At 46.4% G+C, this 16,775-nt stretch carries 15 protein-coding genes; 3 read left to right on the plus strand and 12 right to left on the minus strand.

From position 1 onward, the window contains the following. Positions 1-44: 44 nt before the first annotated feature. Positions 45-1,637 carry a response regulator gene (locus MKY66_RS26005; RefSeq protein WP_083657190.1) on the minus strand — a complete coding sequence of 531 codons (1,593 nt, stop codon included), beginning with the start codon at positions 1,635-1,637 and terminating at the stop codon, positions 45-47. Beyond that, the gene (locus tag MKY66_RS26010) at positions 1,612-3,372 is read right to left on the minus strand and encodes a histidine kinase (RefSeq protein WP_076212891.1); all 1,761 of its coding nucleotides are present in this window, start codon (positions 3,370-3,372) and stop codon (positions 1,612-1,614) included. The genes MKY66_RS26005 and MKY66_RS26010 overlap by 26 nt, the downstream gene beginning before the upstream one ends. 309 nt (positions 3,373-3,681) lie before the next feature. Between MKY66_RS26010 and MKY66_RS26015 the strand changes: the two genes are divergently transcribed. Together MKY66_RS26015 and MKY66_RS26020 are read left to right on the plus strand one after the other, a co-directional pair. Further along, positions 3,682-4,611 (plus strand): ABC transporter permease subunit, encoded by a 930-nt coding sequence (locus MKY66_RS26015; protein ID WP_076213084.1) that lies wholly within the window; start codon positions 3,682-3,684, stop codon positions 4,609-4,611. Between the two features lie 132 nt (positions 4,612-4,743). Then, entirely contained in the window at positions 4,744-5,622 is an 879-nt protein-coding gene (locus MKY66_RS26020; protein WP_076212894.1) for a carbohydrate ABC transporter permease, read from the plus strand. A gap of 44 nt (positions 5,623-5,666) precedes the next feature. Here MKY66_RS26020 and MKY66_RS26025 read toward each other — a convergent pair whose 3' ends face one another. The 6 genes from MKY66_RS26025 to MKY66_RS26050 all read right to left on the minus strand — a co-directional run bounded on the left by MKY66_RS26025 (position 5,667) and on the right by MKY66_RS26050 (position 9,992). Then, positions 5,667-5,858, minus strand: coding sequence for an aspartyl-phosphate phosphatase Spo0E family protein (locus tag MKY66_RS26025; protein ID WP_076212896.1), 192 nt, complete (start codon positions 5,856-5,858; stop codon positions 5,667-5,669). Positions 5,859-6,105: 247 nt separating this feature from the next. Then, a complete protein-coding gene (locus MKY66_RS26030; protein ID WP_143760341.1) occupies positions 6,106-7,125 on the minus strand; it encodes a hypothetical protein in 1,020 nt (339 codons plus the stop codon). A 23-nt stretch (positions 7,126-7,148) separates the two neighbouring features. After that, positions 7,149-8,147, minus strand: a complete 999-nt coding sequence (locus tag MKY66_RS26035) for a hypothetical protein (protein ID WP_256704274.1) — start codon at positions 8,145-8,147, stop codon at positions 7,149-7,151. Positions 8,148-8,240: 93 nt separating this feature from the next. Beyond that, a complete protein-coding gene (locus MKY66_RS26040; RefSeq protein ID WP_076212902.1) occupies positions 8,241-9,146 on the minus strand; it encodes a WYL domain-containing protein in 906 nt (301 codons plus the stop codon). Between the two features lie 83 nt (positions 9,147-9,229). After that, the gene (locus MKY66_RS26045; protein WP_074096524.1) at positions 9,230-9,418 is read right to left on the minus strand and encodes a hypothetical protein; all 189 of its coding nucleotides are present in this window, start codon (positions 9,416-9,418) and stop codon (positions 9,230-9,232) included. Positions 9,419-9,668: 250 nt separating this feature from the next. Then, the gene (locus tag MKY66_RS26050) at positions 9,669-9,992 is read right to left on the minus strand and encodes a helix-turn-helix transcriptional regulator (protein ID WP_036606795.1); all 324 of its coding nucleotides are present in this window, start codon (positions 9,990-9,992) and stop codon (positions 9,669-9,671) included. Positions 9,993-10,197: 205 nt separating this feature from the next. On the opposite strand from MKY66_RS26050, the gene MKY66_RS26055 reads away from it, so the two are divergent. Next, positions 10,198-11,565 (plus strand): MFS transporter, encoded by a 1,368-nt coding sequence (locus MKY66_RS26055; protein WP_076212904.1) that lies wholly within the window; start codon positions 10,198-10,200, stop codon positions 11,563-11,565. 82 nt (positions 11,566-11,647) lie between these two features. On the opposite strand, the gene MKY66_RS26060 is transcribed toward MKY66_RS26055, so the two are convergent. Genes MKY66_RS26060 through MKY66_RS26075 form a run of 4 tightly spaced genes read right to left on the minus strand, consistent with a single transcriptional unit; the run spans position 11,648 to position 16,771 of the window. Continuing rightward, positions 11,648-12,670, minus strand: coding sequence for a BtrH N-terminal domain-containing protein (locus MKY66_RS26060; protein ID WP_076212907.1), 1,023 nt, complete (start codon positions 12,668-12,670; stop codon positions 11,648-11,650). Then, the gene (locus tag MKY66_RS26065; protein ID WP_076212910.1) at positions 12,667-13,230 is read right to left on the minus strand and encodes a hypothetical protein; all 564 of its coding nucleotides are present in this window, start codon (positions 13,228-13,230) and stop codon (positions 12,667-12,669) included. Before MKY66_RS26065 ends, MKY66_RS26060 begins: the two co-directional genes overlap by 4 nt. 32 nt (positions 13,231-13,262) lie before the next feature. Continuing rightward, positions 13,263-15,029, minus strand: coding sequence for an ABC transporter ATP-binding protein (locus MKY66_RS26070; RefSeq protein ID WP_076212912.1), 1,767 nt, complete (start codon positions 15,027-15,029; stop codon positions 13,263-13,265). Continuing rightward, positions 15,026-16,771 carry an ABC transporter ATP-binding protein gene (locus MKY66_RS26075; protein WP_076212915.1) on the minus strand — a complete coding sequence of 582 codons (1,746 nt, stop codon included), beginning with the start codon at positions 16,769-16,771 and terminating at the stop codon, positions 15,026-15,028. Before MKY66_RS26075 ends, MKY66_RS26070 begins: the two co-directional genes overlap by 4 nt. Positions 16,772-16,775 lie beyond the last annotated feature (4 nt).

A 16,775-nucleotide genomic window follows, 5' to 3' on the forward strand; every position in this document is an offset into this window, starting at 1 on the left:
GGGAGGCAAACATATATCACAATTTCAATGTTCATATTGATTTGTTAACCGTTCCGAAAATCCTGCGGGGTCAGTCCATAATGTTTGCGGAACACCTGAATGAAATAAGGCGTGTTATTGTACCCCACTTCCTGACCGACTTCATAGATCTTCATCGCCGTATGCTTCAGCAAATGAACCGCACGTTCCATTCTGGAACGGATAATATAATCACTAATGCCTTCACCTGTGGATTGTTTGTACATTTTCGACAGATATACGGGGTGCAAATGCACCTCTCCGGCAATGACCTGCAACGATAGATCCTCACCCAAATGATGGTCAATCCATTGCTGCACCTGCCGAATCAGCGTTGATCCGGCATCCTGTCCCGCATCGCTTGTACTCTCTTCCCACTGCTGCATCACACTTTTGGTCCACGTTTCCAGACTACGCAGCGAGATACCATAACCATCCTTGAGCAACTGCTGGTATTGCTCGCCAAGCACTTCGGTTAACTGCCTTCCTTCCCGATGAGCCATATAGGAGAATGCTGCCGCCAAATAATGAAAAGCCACATACACATGCTCCGGGAACACACTGTTCGACAGTTCGGTAAAGATCTGATCAATCTTGCGGTGTGCATCTTCCATGCGCCCCGCTTCCAGTAACGTCGTTAGACCCGGTGGTTCATACAGCGCTGCAAGAGACTTCAACGTGGCCCCATTGGTTCCCGCCGCCGCATTCAGATGTAATCCTTTGCCTGCCTCGGCCTGCTTGCGAAGTGCACTCACAGCTTGATGATATAGCTGCGGCACCTGATCTGGGAAACGCCCCATACGACTAACGGACAGGGAAATGGTCGCGTTCAGATACTGCCTCACACTGTGGATCAACCGCTCTCCAAGTCGGCCCATTAACATTTCTGGTTCGGCCTGAGTTTGTTTGGGACTGGCCATGAAGACCAGATCATCATAGGCATCATCCGTATGGCAGAGATGATAGGTACTGCCGTAGATCTCTTCCACCACATTGGAGATGGCGTACTTCATCAATCGAAACGCTTTATGTGTGGGTTGATGGTCATCATACCGGATGAGCAACAGTTGCATTTTATCCTGTGGACGGAACTCAATCTCCAATTGCTCCAGCTTGCCTTGGAGTTCTGCATCCGCAAATTTATGGCCTAACAATACATCCTTCATCAGCTCCGCTCGCTTCTCAGGCAGATGTTCCCTTACCGAATACATGGCCCGCTGATGCAGCATTTGTTTCTCACCCTCCAGGCGAATCTGCACGGCGGCCTGCTGCACGGATTCGATCAGTTCCTCATCTCGAACCGGTTTGAGCAGATAACTAACCGTCCCGTGTTTGAGCGCCTGCTTCGCATAATCGAAGGAAGCATGCCCCGATAAAATAATACATTTGGTCTGTTCCCACTTTTGCCTGATGTGACTGACCAGATCCAGACCGGACAGACCCGGCATGCGGATATCCGTGATAATAATATGGACCTGATGTGATGCCATATGTTCCAAGGCTTCTTTGACAGAATAGGCTTTGAATACCTGACCAATCCCGTGTTCTCTCCACGGTATTGAGACAGCGATCGACTCTACTGCCGAATGTTCATCATCCACGACCATCAGATTCATCATGCGGTTGTTCCTCCTCAAACCATCGAATTTCTACACTAAGTCCACCATAGGGAATCGCTCCAAAATGAAGCCCGGACGAAAGCCCATATCGCGTAACGAGACGCTGGTGCACATTCCACGTGCCTGTTCCAATCTCTTCACCCATTGGTTCATTGATCTCCCGTTCCAATTCGGCAATCTCTTCCGCTGTCAGCGTGACACCATCGTTATCAACAAACAGGCTATATCTTGTATATTTCCGACCCTCTATATGTTCGGGTACCGCCATCCCCGTTACGACGACATGCCCACTGCCCTCCATCGGCTCAATGCCGTGGATCACCGCATTCTCTACGATCGGTTGAATAAGCAGTCGCGGAATGTGAAGCAACATCAGTTGCTGCGGTACGGCAATCTCGTAGGTCAGCCGGTTGGTCCGCATCTGTTGAATGGACAGATAATGGTCCAGCAGCCGAATCTCTTCTTCCACTGTTGTCATATCATTCTCGCCCCGCGTAATGTAGCGATAGTAGTCTCCCAGACTTAGCGACATGGCAATAACCGCTTCACGGTTGCCAAGCTGGGTCATATTTTTAATATAAAACAGGCAGTTGTACAGGAAATGTGGATTGATCTGTGATTGTAGATGTTTCAATGTCGCTTCCCGTGAACGGATCCGTTCCTCGTATACCTTCTCGATCAGTTCCTGAATCTGCTCTGCCATATGGTTAAAGCTCTGGGTGAGATACGCGAATTCATCACGGGAGTGATCGACCGGAATCCGCGTGGACAGCTGCCCTTTGCGAATCTGTTGCAGCCCTCTCATCAAACGATGGATGGGCACCTGAACTTTTCGATACAAGAGCAGTGCCGCCCCGATACTCAGCACCAGCAGTAACAGAATGGATGTAATAAACATATTCCGGCTCTTGTCCATCGGGTTCAGCAGATCATCCAATACCACCGGGTTCACATATACCGCTTGCAGTTGTTTGGAGTGCACGTAACTGACCAGATATTGCTTATCGCCTACCTCCAGCTGATGATTACCTTCCCTCTCCGCCCCGTTAAAGGGGATATCCCGCATGATCGCTTCGACCAATTTGGGGTCCGCCGTACGGTTCAGCAACGGATCATTACCGGGTACCAGCAAGAAAGGATCTCCGCCCTGCGTTTCTTTAAAATCATCCAACATGGCAACCACGTTCATCGGGTCAAAATTAATCTCCATCACCGTTCGCACACCTGTGTTCACCGGTTTTTCATTCCACTCGTAGTTATCCGTGAAAAAGTAGGTGAAACTCCCCTGTTCCAGCTGCCATTGGCCAGGTTGCGGGAACGTCAACATCTTCTCATCGTAGACCGTCCGGCTGGACATGGTGGATAACACAAGTTCCGCTTGCGGCAGCACAATGGTAATATCGTTCTTCCAGCGGCTGGTGGACTGGTACAACGATAATTTGTCGAGAATATCCAGATAGATGCTGTTTTTCTCATATTGGCTGGTGGAGTCCGTCATGTAACGGTAATGCAGGATACTCGGATCTCGCAGCAATGTCAGGCCATACAGCGAGAGCTGCTCGATATTTTTATCCACCTGGGAACTGAAATAATTGAACTGGTTCAGACTCGACTGCTGTTTCTCTTCGACGACCATATCCACATTTGCCTGGTTTGCGTACGTATAGAGCAGCAGAATGGGTACGAGCAGGCAGATTAAGAGAATGACCGTCTTCGCAAATACTGTGAATTTCATCGTTTCACCCTGTCCCTGAATTTGAAGTCGTTCTACACCGAAGTCCTATTTTATATTGAAAACCCTTACATTTCTATATGATTTTATGTTCTCCCGTTTTCCTGTGACTTGAAAACCTCTGTTTCCATCAACAAGTTAATATTTCAACATCCGCATTGAAATGTTGTTCTATAGTCCGCCCTTTTCCGTTGCTATAATTCAGTTGCTCCACTCTGTGCAGAGGCTTGCTCGCCTCATGTTGCCAGGGCTGGACGAGATAAAGGAGGGACCCTGATGGCTATCGAACAACCGTTAACAACCAATACGTCGATGCGAAAAATGACACCCCATCCACGCAAACGTACCCGCTGGAATTTCAAACGTACATGGCCGCTGCATCTAATGCTGCTGCCTGCTGTACTGCTCACATTACTGTTCGCCTATGTGCCCATGGGCGGCATTATTATTGCTTTTCAAGACTTCAAACCGTGGCTGGGATTCACTGGCTCCAAATGGGTGGGCTGGGACAACTTCCGGTTCATGTTCGAATATCCCGACAGCGTTCAGGTCATCTGGAACACGGTACTGATCGCTTCAATGAAGATTGTGGCAGGACTTGTAGCCCCTGTGGTGTTTGCCATTTTGCTGAATGAGGTTCGGAACTCTACGTTCAAACGTTTCTCACAGACCTTGGTGTATCTGCCCCATTTCCTGTCCTGGGTTGTCCTTGGTGGAATTCTGCTCGACATGTTATCACCGGAAGGTGGACTGGTAAATCAGGTGCTGGCGGCGGCCGGTGTTGAACCAATTTTTTTCCTGGGAGATGGCGACTGGTTCCGTGTCACGGTGGTTGTCAGTGATGTGTGGAAGGAGTTTGGATTTGGGACAATTGTATTTCTGGCAGCACTTGCGGGCATTAACCCTGCACTGTATGAGGCTTCCGAGGTGGACGGGGCAACACGTCTCAGACAGACATTACATATTACCCTGCCTGCACTTGTGCCGATGATTATCGTGGTAGGTACGTTATCGCTGGGCAATATCCTGAATGCAGGCTTTGACCAGATCTTCAACCTGTACAATCCGCTGGTATATGAGAAGGGCGATATTATCGATACCTTTGTTTACCGGATGGGGATTCTGAATGGCAAAATGAGCTTTGCGACCGCTGTTGGACTATTCAAATCATTTGTCGCGATGTTTCTGGTCATCTCTGCGTACCGGATGGCGTACAAAATCGCCAATTACCGTATTTTCTGAGGAGCATTTTGCATAAATCCAGACAGCGACTTTCAATCAGCAAGATAGAGATCGAAATGGTTCAGTTCGTCTATATCTTGTACACGCGAGCAATTCAAATCGAATTATGCAAAATGCAAAGGAGGAATCAAGGTGTATCACAAAACAACCGGGTACCGTATATTCAATGGCTTCAACCTGATATTCATCGCGGCCGTCTCGATCCTGTGCATCCTGCCGCTGGTCCATATTCTGGCCGTTTCCTTCAGTGGTAAAGCGGCAGCATCCGCCAATCTGGTGACACTTTGGCCCATTGATTTTACGGTGGACGCCTATACCAAAACATTTGGTAACAGTAACTTTCTGAGTGCACTCTGGATTTCAGTCCAGCGTACAGTTCTGGGCACAATGCTCAGTATGACACTTGTCTTCCTGACGGCTTATCCGTTATCCAAGGAAAGTCTGCACTTCAAGGGGCGTTCGCTATATGCGTGGTTTTTCATCTTCACGATGCTGTTCAGCGGGGGATTAATTCCGTCTTATATCTTGATTCAGAAGCTTGGGCTTATGAATACGATGTGGGCTCTCATTTTGCCGGGAGCAGTGGCTGTCTGGAACCTGATTCTGATGATGAACTTCTTCCGTAACGTGCCGAAAGAGCTGGAAGAGGCTGCATTTATCGATGGAGCCAACCATATCACGACCCTGTTCAAAATCTATCTGCCTGTATCCATGCCGGCCATTGCCACGATCTCTTTATTCACCATGGTAGGTCAGTGGAATTCCTGGTTCGATGGGTTGATCTATATGAATGATGCTTCCAAATATCCACTCGCCACGTTAATGCAGACTATAATCGTACAGCAGGATTTCTCCAACATGAACGTGGATGCAACGCAGCTCCAGAACATGTCTCAACGTACGGTGAACGCTGCTCAGATCTTTATTGGCGCTCTGCCGATTCTGCTCGTATATCCGTTCTTGCAGCGTTTCTTCGTTAAGGGAATTGTGCTCGGGGCGGTAAAAGAGTAAGGCAAACACACGGAATTCCCTCTTGGAATTCTTTGTTCAGAAGGTTATGATTTTAGCTGATTCGTGATCGTTCTCTTGCGAGTTGCATTGTTATACTCATTAATCAACTCATCAAGCACCATGGATTGACGAATAACCTCTGGATGCCATAGTTCCGGGTATTGAGCTGCAATCTGGTAGAGCCTTTGCCGTGCATGTTCGATACATTCCTGAATGGTTTCCGGATTATGTACCATACTCCCGCCCCCTGTTGTCCTTGAATATCATCATCCAAAAAAGACCATCTAATATAATATTCGGAACAAGAGGGGATTTGGATTACCCCAAAATTAAAATTTTGGTTATTTTTTCTTGTAAAAGTTATTATTAGCGTGGATCACATGGGCTGATGTTGTATATGTTCAATATAAATAAACCGGATGGGCTGTAGCCTGTCCGGTTTTATTCCTGCTGGGCTTTTCATTTTTCTCTATCATGCTCCAATTATCTTAATCCAACATCCTTAAAACGATTGCCTATCGTCTCTGGAAAGGCACGTTTAATGGCATCAATGGCACGTTGTTCCGTAACCCCTGCTTTCCCTATAAGCTTAATTACCCTTTGCACACATTCGGGTTCCTTCGTATTCCATGAGATTGAATCATTAACTACATCAACAATCTCCGAATACAGTTCTGCGAGCAATGCATACTCACGCATGACATGAACCATCCGAGCTGATAGGTACTCCAGCCCTGCAACATAAGAGGCAATGCCCAGTCTTGATCTGGCATAATAGCGCAGTACAGTTGCCGCTTGTTCTGTGTCATATGTTCCAGACTGCAAAGTAGCTGCCATAACCGTATACGCAGCCGATCCACAGGCATAATCCTGGGAGGGCAGCATGTAGTCATGGGTTTCCCATTTGTATACGGCCTGAATTAATGACTCCTTGCAAACTTCCCATAGATCCACAGATTCATGAGATTCCAGCACCTGATAGTACCAGTATGGCGTACTGTTCCTGCCAAATGAATCATAGGGCAGACGAATGACTTCATGTCCTTCACTTTCTCCAATAAACAGCACCTGCTCCTCATCATCATATCCGGCAGCAATGACAAATTGATCATGCCAGAGAATCGCACCTATTCCCCGGTCAATGGACGCCTTGATGTCAAGCACTGCCTGCTTCTGATAGAGCGGAAAAGTCGGTTCAAATGAAAATCCACCATGTTGTCCCGTTGTTACGCCAAGAAAATCAGCCGCCACAAAGTTCTCTGCCATCCAGTTGTATGCCGAGATTGATTCTGCAGTCAGACGCCGATCCACCACTAATCGGAATGCACTTGCCGTCATACCTGCAATCATGTGACGCGGGAAATCCATCCACTGTGTGTGCAATAAAATGCGGTACATCGCATCTGTATACGAACCCACACCGTTCCATGATAGGTGTGCATCAGCAGAGGTTGGGGCTCGCGGGAAGCGAATCAAGTCCTGCAATACTTTGGCTGCCATCATCCGTCACTCCTTCCTCCCTCATTCTATCGTGCGGAGTGTGCTCCCCACCGTGGTATAGTGGACCTTTTACGGTCAGGATACTTCCTGGATATCACTCGAAAATAATCAATAGCCTGCTCTTCCAGTGCTTTTGCCTTCACTAATACCTGTGCTAGATCTTCTGTGGTGTCTGGTCGCAAGACACGTCTATTCTCCTGCTGAACCATATATCCTTTCATTTGGTCAATTAACGTCCCAAGCTGTACATAACATGAACAAGCGTGGTCCAGTTCGTTCCATATCCCTCGAACACCCTGCAAATACATTCGTATTTCGGTTCGCGAATGGCAGAAGGATTCCAAAATATAACCTGCACCGGATTCATCGAAATCCCCACTCCGCAAGGCCTTCACCCACACATCATATGCCTTTCTGCCTGAAGCAATATTCTGATCAGGTAACAGACGATAGGGAATATCCCAATCCTCAATCGCCAGTCGCAGGGATTCCAGCAGCATCTGCTGTTCAGGGATGCGCACCTGATCACCAAACACCTGACAATACCAAAATCCGGTAAAGTTCAAGCCGAAATTATCATATAGCAAAATCTGCGGTTCCTTGCTCCATCCGTTTTGCACATAAAAGATGCGATCACTGTCATCATATCCATGGATAACACCGAACTCAGGAATCCAGTAAATTACACCAGTGCCTTCATCAATACTCCGTCTCACCCAGTTCACTGCATCCTGCTGATAATAACTGAACGTAGAATGACGTGTACGTCCCCCATCCCAGATCGTGAATATCCCCAGGTTATCGACTCCAGGACGATGTGCTTCCCCCCATTGTCCATATGCTGTAACCGACATGGGAAGTAGTCTGCGATGCACCGACAGCTTGAAAGCCATGCCCGTATATCCGGCAAGTACAACCTTGGAACCTTGAAACTGGCCTGTATGGGTTAGTATCGCATGCAGACTATCCACGTACGATTTGGACTCCCGCTTCATGATGAGGTTATTTAACACGACTTCAGCCAAAGAAAAAGCTCCTCTCCATGGTGGTTTTCCTGATGTATTTACGAGAAACAGCAGCCTGCTCTGCATCTGCTCGTTTGTTCCCTGTTTACAGACTCACTCTACTGTTCCAAGCCTGTCCATTAATCCTTCTGCGCTTTGCTGAAGCTTGCGCCTAAGCCACCCAGGAGACAATAGTTCCTCCCATTCGCTAATAAACAAATGCTGCAAGAAAGCATCCGTGTCATAAAATTCAATTGAATAAATCTGATCTTGCCTAGACTGGATACGATACCCTTGCCATAGGTCCATTTGCTGCAATTCCTTCAAGCGAATCTCAGCTACAAACGGTTTACGCACAGGCAGTGGTTCTTCCCATCCACCTAGGAGGGCATCTGACCTGTACTCAAATCTCTCATCCAAGATCGATACATGAACAATGCCCTCCAAGCGAATCGCCACTTGCTGCACAGGATCTGCTTCATAACCCACCACGTAATCGGCGTTAAACTGGGATATCATCTTTAATGGACACAAGGAAAACTGCCGTTCTCCATCGTGATCCCTGTAATGAATATGTACTCTGCGCAAGTCGGTTATGGCATGGGACAATAATTCAAAGAATTGCAGTTGCTTCGGTTGCGCCGAAAATACCGGAAGCTCACTACTTCCCATCGGTTGTTCCTCCAACGTAAAACGCTCCAGCAAATGTGCTACACGTTTCACCGCGTCCGATTGATCATAATCGTAATGCCGGTAACGATGCGCCAGATATTTCAGCACACGCTGCTCTTCTTCGGTCATATACAAATGGGGCAATCGAAAAGTCTGATCCTCATAACAATAGCCCCGATATTTTGCCATATACACCAAAGGGGCTCGCAGGGAACTTGCCATATATTCAATATCACGCTGAGCTTGACGACGGGAGATTTCAAACTCACGGGCAAGCCAGCTGCTATTCGGAAAACGTCCACCCCGAATCTGTTCGTCAAACCAGTGAATTCGATGCATGTTACTCATCTTCCCGCCCCCATCTCATCCATCCCTAATATATTCGATTATATCAAAAGACATGGCCCGTTCCGAAGAACAGGCCAGTTATGTTATACATGTGCCTTATCCACTCTGGATTGCACGGCTTTGAAGCATTTCTTGCATACTTTCAGACTTGTACCGTCTGTTTTTGTTTGCGTATACAACAATTTAATTCGGGTACTGCTACACACCGGGCATGTTCCCCGGCCCCTGGAAGGAAGACTCCACAAAACGCGTCCTCTTTTCGTTTTTGCCAATGGTTGTGAACCTCTTTTCGATATGGTTTGTGTGTTCACCGTTATTATATAGGGCAAGGTACGACACAGAATGTCGCATCAGTTTTAAAGGTTGTTCAAAAAGTCCCCAATTGATCACGAAGTAGCCCAAGAAGCGAACTCGACATCGAATCTTGCGTTCACCTTCTCGGTGCTGAATCGTTAACTTTTTGAACATGCAGTAGCAGAAAATAAAAAATGTCCCCTCTTCGACTTGAAGAAAGGACAACATTTAGGAAGGATCTGTGCTCGACTGAGCTGCGGCCTGCAATAACGGTTGCAGGAGTCCTGGAAAGCGCGTTTCCAGATCATCGGATCGCAGGGTGAGAAAATGCTGTGTGCCCTGCACTCTGACCCGAATAACTCCAGCTTCCCGCAAGGTACGAATGTGATGCGACATCGTTGACTTCACAACAGGTGCATGAAAATGACTGCACGGCTGCTCCCCGCTTCTCGCTGCTTCCGCAACAATCCCAAGACGGGTCGGGTCGCTTAACGCATACAATACGGAGGAAAGTTCAATATCTGACACCTGTGGATGATGTAAAATTTTCATACTGTAGTCCCCTTTTCTCAGACTATCCATTGTATTTTAACACAGATCCATGATATATTTCTAATGTTCGACACCAATCGAACTTTAATGATTTCGTTATGTAACCCCTGCTGTCAGGCACGGGATTGACATCATATTACATTTTGCAAATGTTACACACCGTTTCTGAAATGTTGCGAAATACACATCACTTTAGGAGGTTTTTATGAACAACACCGCAACCGCATCATCAGGGGAACGGACCGGAATACAGGAAGGATTAATTGTAGGCTTGCTTGGCTTCACCGTTGTACTCGTTGTGATGAATACAATGATGTTTAATCTGGCCCTGCCCAAAATTGCAGCCGAATTCATGCTTACATCCGTCGCTTCCTCATGGATTGTTACAGGGTATTCCATTGTATTTGCCATTTCCTCGATTACGTTCTCACGTCTATCGGATTTCATACCTATTCGTACATTATTCACGACCGGACTTACGTTACTTGGTGCGGCATCCGTTCTCGGGTTCTTCAGTAATCATTTCATCATTTTGCTCATTGCACGTCTGATCCAGGCTGCGGGTGCTGCTTCGGTTCCCGGGCTCGCTATTGTACTGATTACCCGATACATTCCCAATGATCGCCGGGGTAAATCGATGGCTGTCATCATGTCCGCGAGTTCACTGGGGCTTGGACTTGGTCCCGTCATCGGCGGAAGTATTACTCAGTTTCTGGGATGGCATGATCTGTTTATCGTTACGGGATTAACGTTATTCTTGATTCCTGTATTCTTCAAACTGCTTCCTCGGGAAACACCGCAAAAAGGTTCATTTGACCTGCTCGGTGCCGTGCTTCTCGCCATCGGTACTACAGGTGTGCTGTTATTCCTGACTTCCCGTCAGTGGTACACGCTTGTTATCGGTGCTGCGGCACTGCTTCTGTTCTGGCTCCGAATTCGGCGCGCGGCAGACCCGTTTGTTCAACCTGCTTTGTTCAAAGACAAAAAATATATGATGCTCAGCTCGCTAGGGATTGTATCGTACATTAATAACTTCTCAACGTTGTTTCTGTTACCGCAAATTTTGGCACATCTATATGGACTGACACCTGCTCAATCGGGACTTGTCATCTTCCCGGGTGCAGTCGTGTCCATGCTGCTGTCCAACCGGATCGGCCGCATGATTGACCGACATGGCAATACGTTGCTGCTGAAGTTTGCACCATGGCTACTACTGGCAGCTGCCGGGTTATTCGCCTTATTTGCAGACAATAACATATACGCCATTATGGCTGTGTATGTCCTGCTCAGCGTTGGCTTCTCTTCCCTAACCACCAGCGTGTCCAATGAATTGTCTGGCAATCTGACCATGGATCAAGTGGGCGCAGGTATGGGGCTGTTCCAACTCAGTCAGTTCTTCAGTGGTGCTTTCAGTGTTGCTGTTACTGGCGTAGCATTAACGGCGATGCAGAACATGCCTCTCTCCTCGGCATATACCAATATTTTCTGGGGTATGACCGTGGTCGCACTGGCATCCGTTATTTTCTCTCAGGTGTATCTGAGAATGCAGTCACAGAAAAAAGCTGCTGCTTAATATGAAGCAAATCATCAAAAAGGCCCGTAAAGCAAACGTTGCTTTACGGGCCTTTTTGATTTTCGTAAGATTAGTGATACCCTTAACTGGCAACAAGATGTTTGACCAAGTCATGGGCCTCTTGTTCCAGAGCTATAATTTCTCCGATTTTACCCAGCACTCGATCTAACATATGATGTCGACGATCCAGATCCAGGTATTGACTTTTCAATGTCATATTAGCCGCGAGATTCCATCGTTGCGCAGCATATTCGTACGTCTCCACCAGTTGAGAAATATCCGGATTGTACGGTATTCCTTCTCTTAGGAAATGGCCATACAAATATCTGTTATTACTTATGCCCGCCAAGTCGCCATACATATTGTCCAGATATTCTTCCGTCAATGCGGATGAATCTTGCATATGCTGACGTGTAGCGTCGATATACCGTTCAATGGCAGGCAAACCAACATGCGGATTAACCAATTCATACCACTCAACCTGTTTGGTTAGCTGCCCGGATATTCCATCCATGATTTCATGATTTTGTTGAAGCATTTCGTAGAACTCTCTCTCTTTTACCTGCTCAACGGCATTCCCAACATCTAATGTAGCATAACGATAACGCGTACCCTCACGAATTAATGGCGTCTGACCTAGATCAAGCGCTTCAAATAACGTCTGTTCATCCATATTACCTTTCAAATGATAAAAATCATCAATAAACTCAAACTGTCCATCTGCATAGTCGGACAAGACAATACAATGCGACGAATGAAGTAATTGATAAAGTGAATTGTACTTCATGTAAAATACATCAACCCATACAATGACTGCTTCGTTTTGCTGAAGCAACGTCATGATTTCCTGGATAACCTCGGTCCGTTCGTTTGTTCTGACGATATTCAAATCAATATGATGAATGCGTTGAAACTCATTTTCAACAGTCATATAAGTAGGGACAAGTTTCGGGGTGCCTCTCTCCGGGTCTTCATGGTACATCATCCCGCATTGCTTCCATACCGCCAGGAAATTCGTGATTTCTTTATAGTTGAGAATGCTGCTTACACATAGGGTAAAGCAATCTTCACCTTCTGTATGTGCTTCTCTTGGCTGAATATTCATATATTCCACTCCTTCCCCAAGGTTAGTGCAAAGATATGCATGCATGGATTGTCTGGCAATAGGATCTTGTCAAATGAAATGGGTTCTTCCAGCATAATCTGCTGGAACCAAATAATAGGCTGTTTGGATGTCAGTAAGGTACCCTTTTGTGTACACATCCCGCTACATTGAAACATAATTTCTTCATTATAATGTGGGCTCGTCTCGGTCCAGTTTGTCAGATCCAATGACGCTCTTCCCATCCGCTCTCCGGCTCGTTCAAAATCAATGAATTCATGGTATGAACCATTATCTGCCGCACCCAGAATATATAATGTCGAATATAGATCCAATGGTACCGGAATTCGCTGGCTATCCAGTTCTATATTATTAAATGCCTGTCTGCGTAAAGGAAAATGAAACGGAACATCCCGCCATTGCACATTCTCCTGATCAGGAAGTTCGTCTCCAGGGTATGAGGAACCAAAGGTCGTGAAGTTCCCTATCTGGTTTGTATCCAGATAGCTAAAACCATTGTTGTTATAGTGCTCTTCCAAAGGTAGTGGACAATAGATGGTCATGTCATTAACCTCCTAGAATCATTCTATTTACGTCAGGTGACAGTTGACCCGACACCTTGCCGCTGCTCCTTGAACAACGTGTCATACACCTCATGCCGCCCGGCCAGTTCCAGATGAGTGCCCCTAGCAACAATCTCTCCCTGATCGAGCACAATGACTTGCTCGGCATCCTGAATAGCTGAATACCGGTGGGCGATCACAAGCACCGTCATATGCTGTGCGATCCTACGGATCACCTCACTTATTTTCCGTTCCGAGTCATTATCCAGTGCAGAGGTTGCTTCATCCAGAATAAGCATTCGGGGTCTTGTTAACAGCACCCTCGCAAGCGCCAAACGCTGCTTCTGGCCTCCGGACAGCTTAATACTTGACTCACCCAGAACCGTATTATACTTGTCAGGCAATTCTTCAATGAAATCATCCAGCAAAGCCATGCGGCAAACCTCTCGTATCTCTTCTTCTGTAGCCCGTGGCTGTACGAGTCTGAGATTATCCATGATGGACATACTGAACAAGGTATTCTCCTGCATAACCACCCCAATATGTTGATAAAGGTAGTATGATCCCAAGTCACCAATGGGCTGTCCGTCAACGAGAATAGCCCCTTGCTGTGTTTCATTCTGCCCTAGAATAAGTTTGATTAACGTGCTCTTACCCGAACCACTTCTGCCTACGATCGCTGTATAATCACCAGGCTGGATGTTCAGATTAATCTCATGCAAGACATCCCTTTGATTCTCCTGATAACGAAAGGAGACATCCTTGAATTCGAGATGCCCTTGGAACTCTGGCTGTAGTCCGAGCTTTCTCTGTGGTACAACGGGAAGTTCCAGCAATTCAACGATCCGTTCAATGGAAGGTGTCACATCATGAAGTTGAACATTGGAGGCATTAATTTCATTAATGTTGTTAATCATCTGTTGATAGTATGTCAGAAAAACAAGCAGTCCCCCGATTGTTAATTCTCCCTGAAAAATCAGCAACCCGCCGATAAAATAAAGATTCATCTTATTAATAAAGTCATCCTGAAAGGTGTAGTACAGCTCATTGGCATACGTATATGCCAGATGTCGGAATTTGATTTTGCCAAAACGTTTCCAATACCCCACAAACTTGATGGATTCTTTGCGTTGCATATTCAGTGCCTTGATTTCCTTCCAGTGTCTGAAGCTGTTCGATATCCATGTCTCATATTCTCCGGTAGTCTGGCGGAATTCAGAGACCAGTACTTTGGCCTTTTTGCCCAATCGGGAACTGATAACAAAGGAAATGGGAAGCATAACAAAACCCAGCAAAGCCATCTTCCAATTCAGCGATAACAGAATAACCACATACGCCCCTACGCTGATCCATTTGAACGTATAATCAATCAAATGCAAAAAGATAAAGTCTTTAACCAGTGTGACGTCTCCATCCAGCCTATTCTTCAGATCTCCCGCACTATAGCGCTCATATAAAGTTGGCTTCATGCGCACTAATCTTTTCCACATGTTCAGCTGCAAATCGAGCTTGGTCCGACCTAATAACCGGTTACTGAACAGCGTTTGTAAACCCAGAGCGGTTGTCTCCAACGCAAATAAGCCCAGGTATCCAGCAAGGATATAGGGTAACATTCCAAGCTCCCGTCCAACCATGACATGATCAATGAGCAGCTTGTACAGATAAGGGATCATGAGCGCAATAGCAGTCAAGGCCAGTTTCAGTGTACCTAGAATGAAGATTTGACGGTTCGCATTTTTGATAAATGGCTTAATCTGTTTAAAGAGTGCATACCGGGAAGTTGACGGTGTCTTCGTCACGACATCAGTCCCTCCTTCCGGATGAAATCTTCTGCAAATAACTCACGGTAGTGCTTGCTATTCTCCAGCAGATATCCATGCGTGCCTGTAGCCACAATGCGTCCCTGATGTACAACAGCAACCCGATCAGCATTCAGGATGGAGGATAAGCGATGGGCGATGACAATCGAAGCACGATCCTTGCTCAATTGCTGCCAGGAATGCTGGACCGCTTGTTCAGCTTCATAGTCCAAAGCGGAAGTGGCTTCGTCGAATATAATTAATTTGGGTTGCTTCAGAAAAATGCGGGCAATAGACAGACGCTGCTTTTGTCCACCGGAGAACTCCATTTCCCCTGCACCAATAACGGTGTCCAGACCCTGAGGAAGAGAACGGATAAAGTCTCCAATATAGGCCTGATCACATGCCTCCAGCAATTGATCATCATCCGCGTGAGCGCTGCCAAGCATCAGATTGTAACGGATGGTTTCATGGAACAGAATGGCCTCCTGCTGCACAATTCCTACTCTCTTGCGCAGTCGAGACAGAGAATAGTCATCTATATGCCTGCCACCAATTCGAATCTCCCCTACCTCCGGAGCGTAGAAACCGAGCAGCATGTTCACAATCGTTGTTTTGCCCGAGCCACTCTTACCTACAAGCGCAACAGATTCATGAGCACCGATCTCCAACGTGAGACCGTCCAGCACATAGGGACCCTGTTCATCATACCGAAATCTCACTTGCTCGAATGACGTCTCCCCATTTTCCATCTCAACTTCCGATTGACCACCGCTCCTCTCCGTCTCTTCATCCAGAAGATCAAAGACTTTGCGGGACTGTACCGTCAGCTTGGGCAGATTCACAACCGCCTCGTAGATCATCATCATGGATTGATTATTCTTGGTCAGATACGACATAATGGCAACAAAGGCTCCTGCCGTAAGCTGTCCCTGAACAATAAGCACACCCGCAATGGCATAGATACACAGATCTGATAGCAAAAAAATAAATGCATTAGAGCGGGTAGACATCCATTTCATGACTTCTGTCTGATTGTCGAGACGAATAACGTCTGCGCTCTGTCCCGTGAACAGTGTAGTGACCCTTCTGCCACTCCCCAACAAACGAATATCTCTCATGCCTTGAAGCATCTCCAGCATCCAGCTGACAAAATGGCCGTATTTCCCACGCAAAATGGTCTGCTGCTTAGTCATCTTACGATTAAAATACTGTGATACCCAGACCGAAACCGGAACTAGCACCATCATGGCCAGGGCGATATACGGATTGAGATAAAATAAAAAAACAAACGAAACCAGCAATTTGGTAAATGGAGCTGCCATCTGAAAAATGATTAACTCTATTAACTGCATGACAGAATCCGTGTCTCTTGTTAGACGTGTGACCAGATCACCGGTCTGGGCTTTTTGAAAATAAGATGCTTTAAAATGAAGAATGCGATCAAATAAACTTTTTCGAATATCAAATAGAAATTTAACATTCAGGTAGATCCAGATGGATTTAATGATCCAACTTAGAGCCCTTACACCTACATACAAAGCAATATAAGTCAAAATAACATAGCCGAAGAAATGAAGATTACGGTGATAGAATACTTCGTCGATCAAGATGGCAAAAATAAGCGGTCCAATCAGATCCACCACCACCATGATTAGCTCGCAGAACAACATGGTAATCAAGCTGATGCGGTAGGGTTTGGCGAATGTACGGATTCGTTTGCTCAGTGAAATATTCTCCATGCCA

It is taken from the genome of Paenibacillus sp. FSL R5-0766 (assembly GCF_037971845.1).
Lineage (GTDB): Bacteria > Bacillota > Bacilli > Paenibacillales > Paenibacillaceae > Paenibacillus.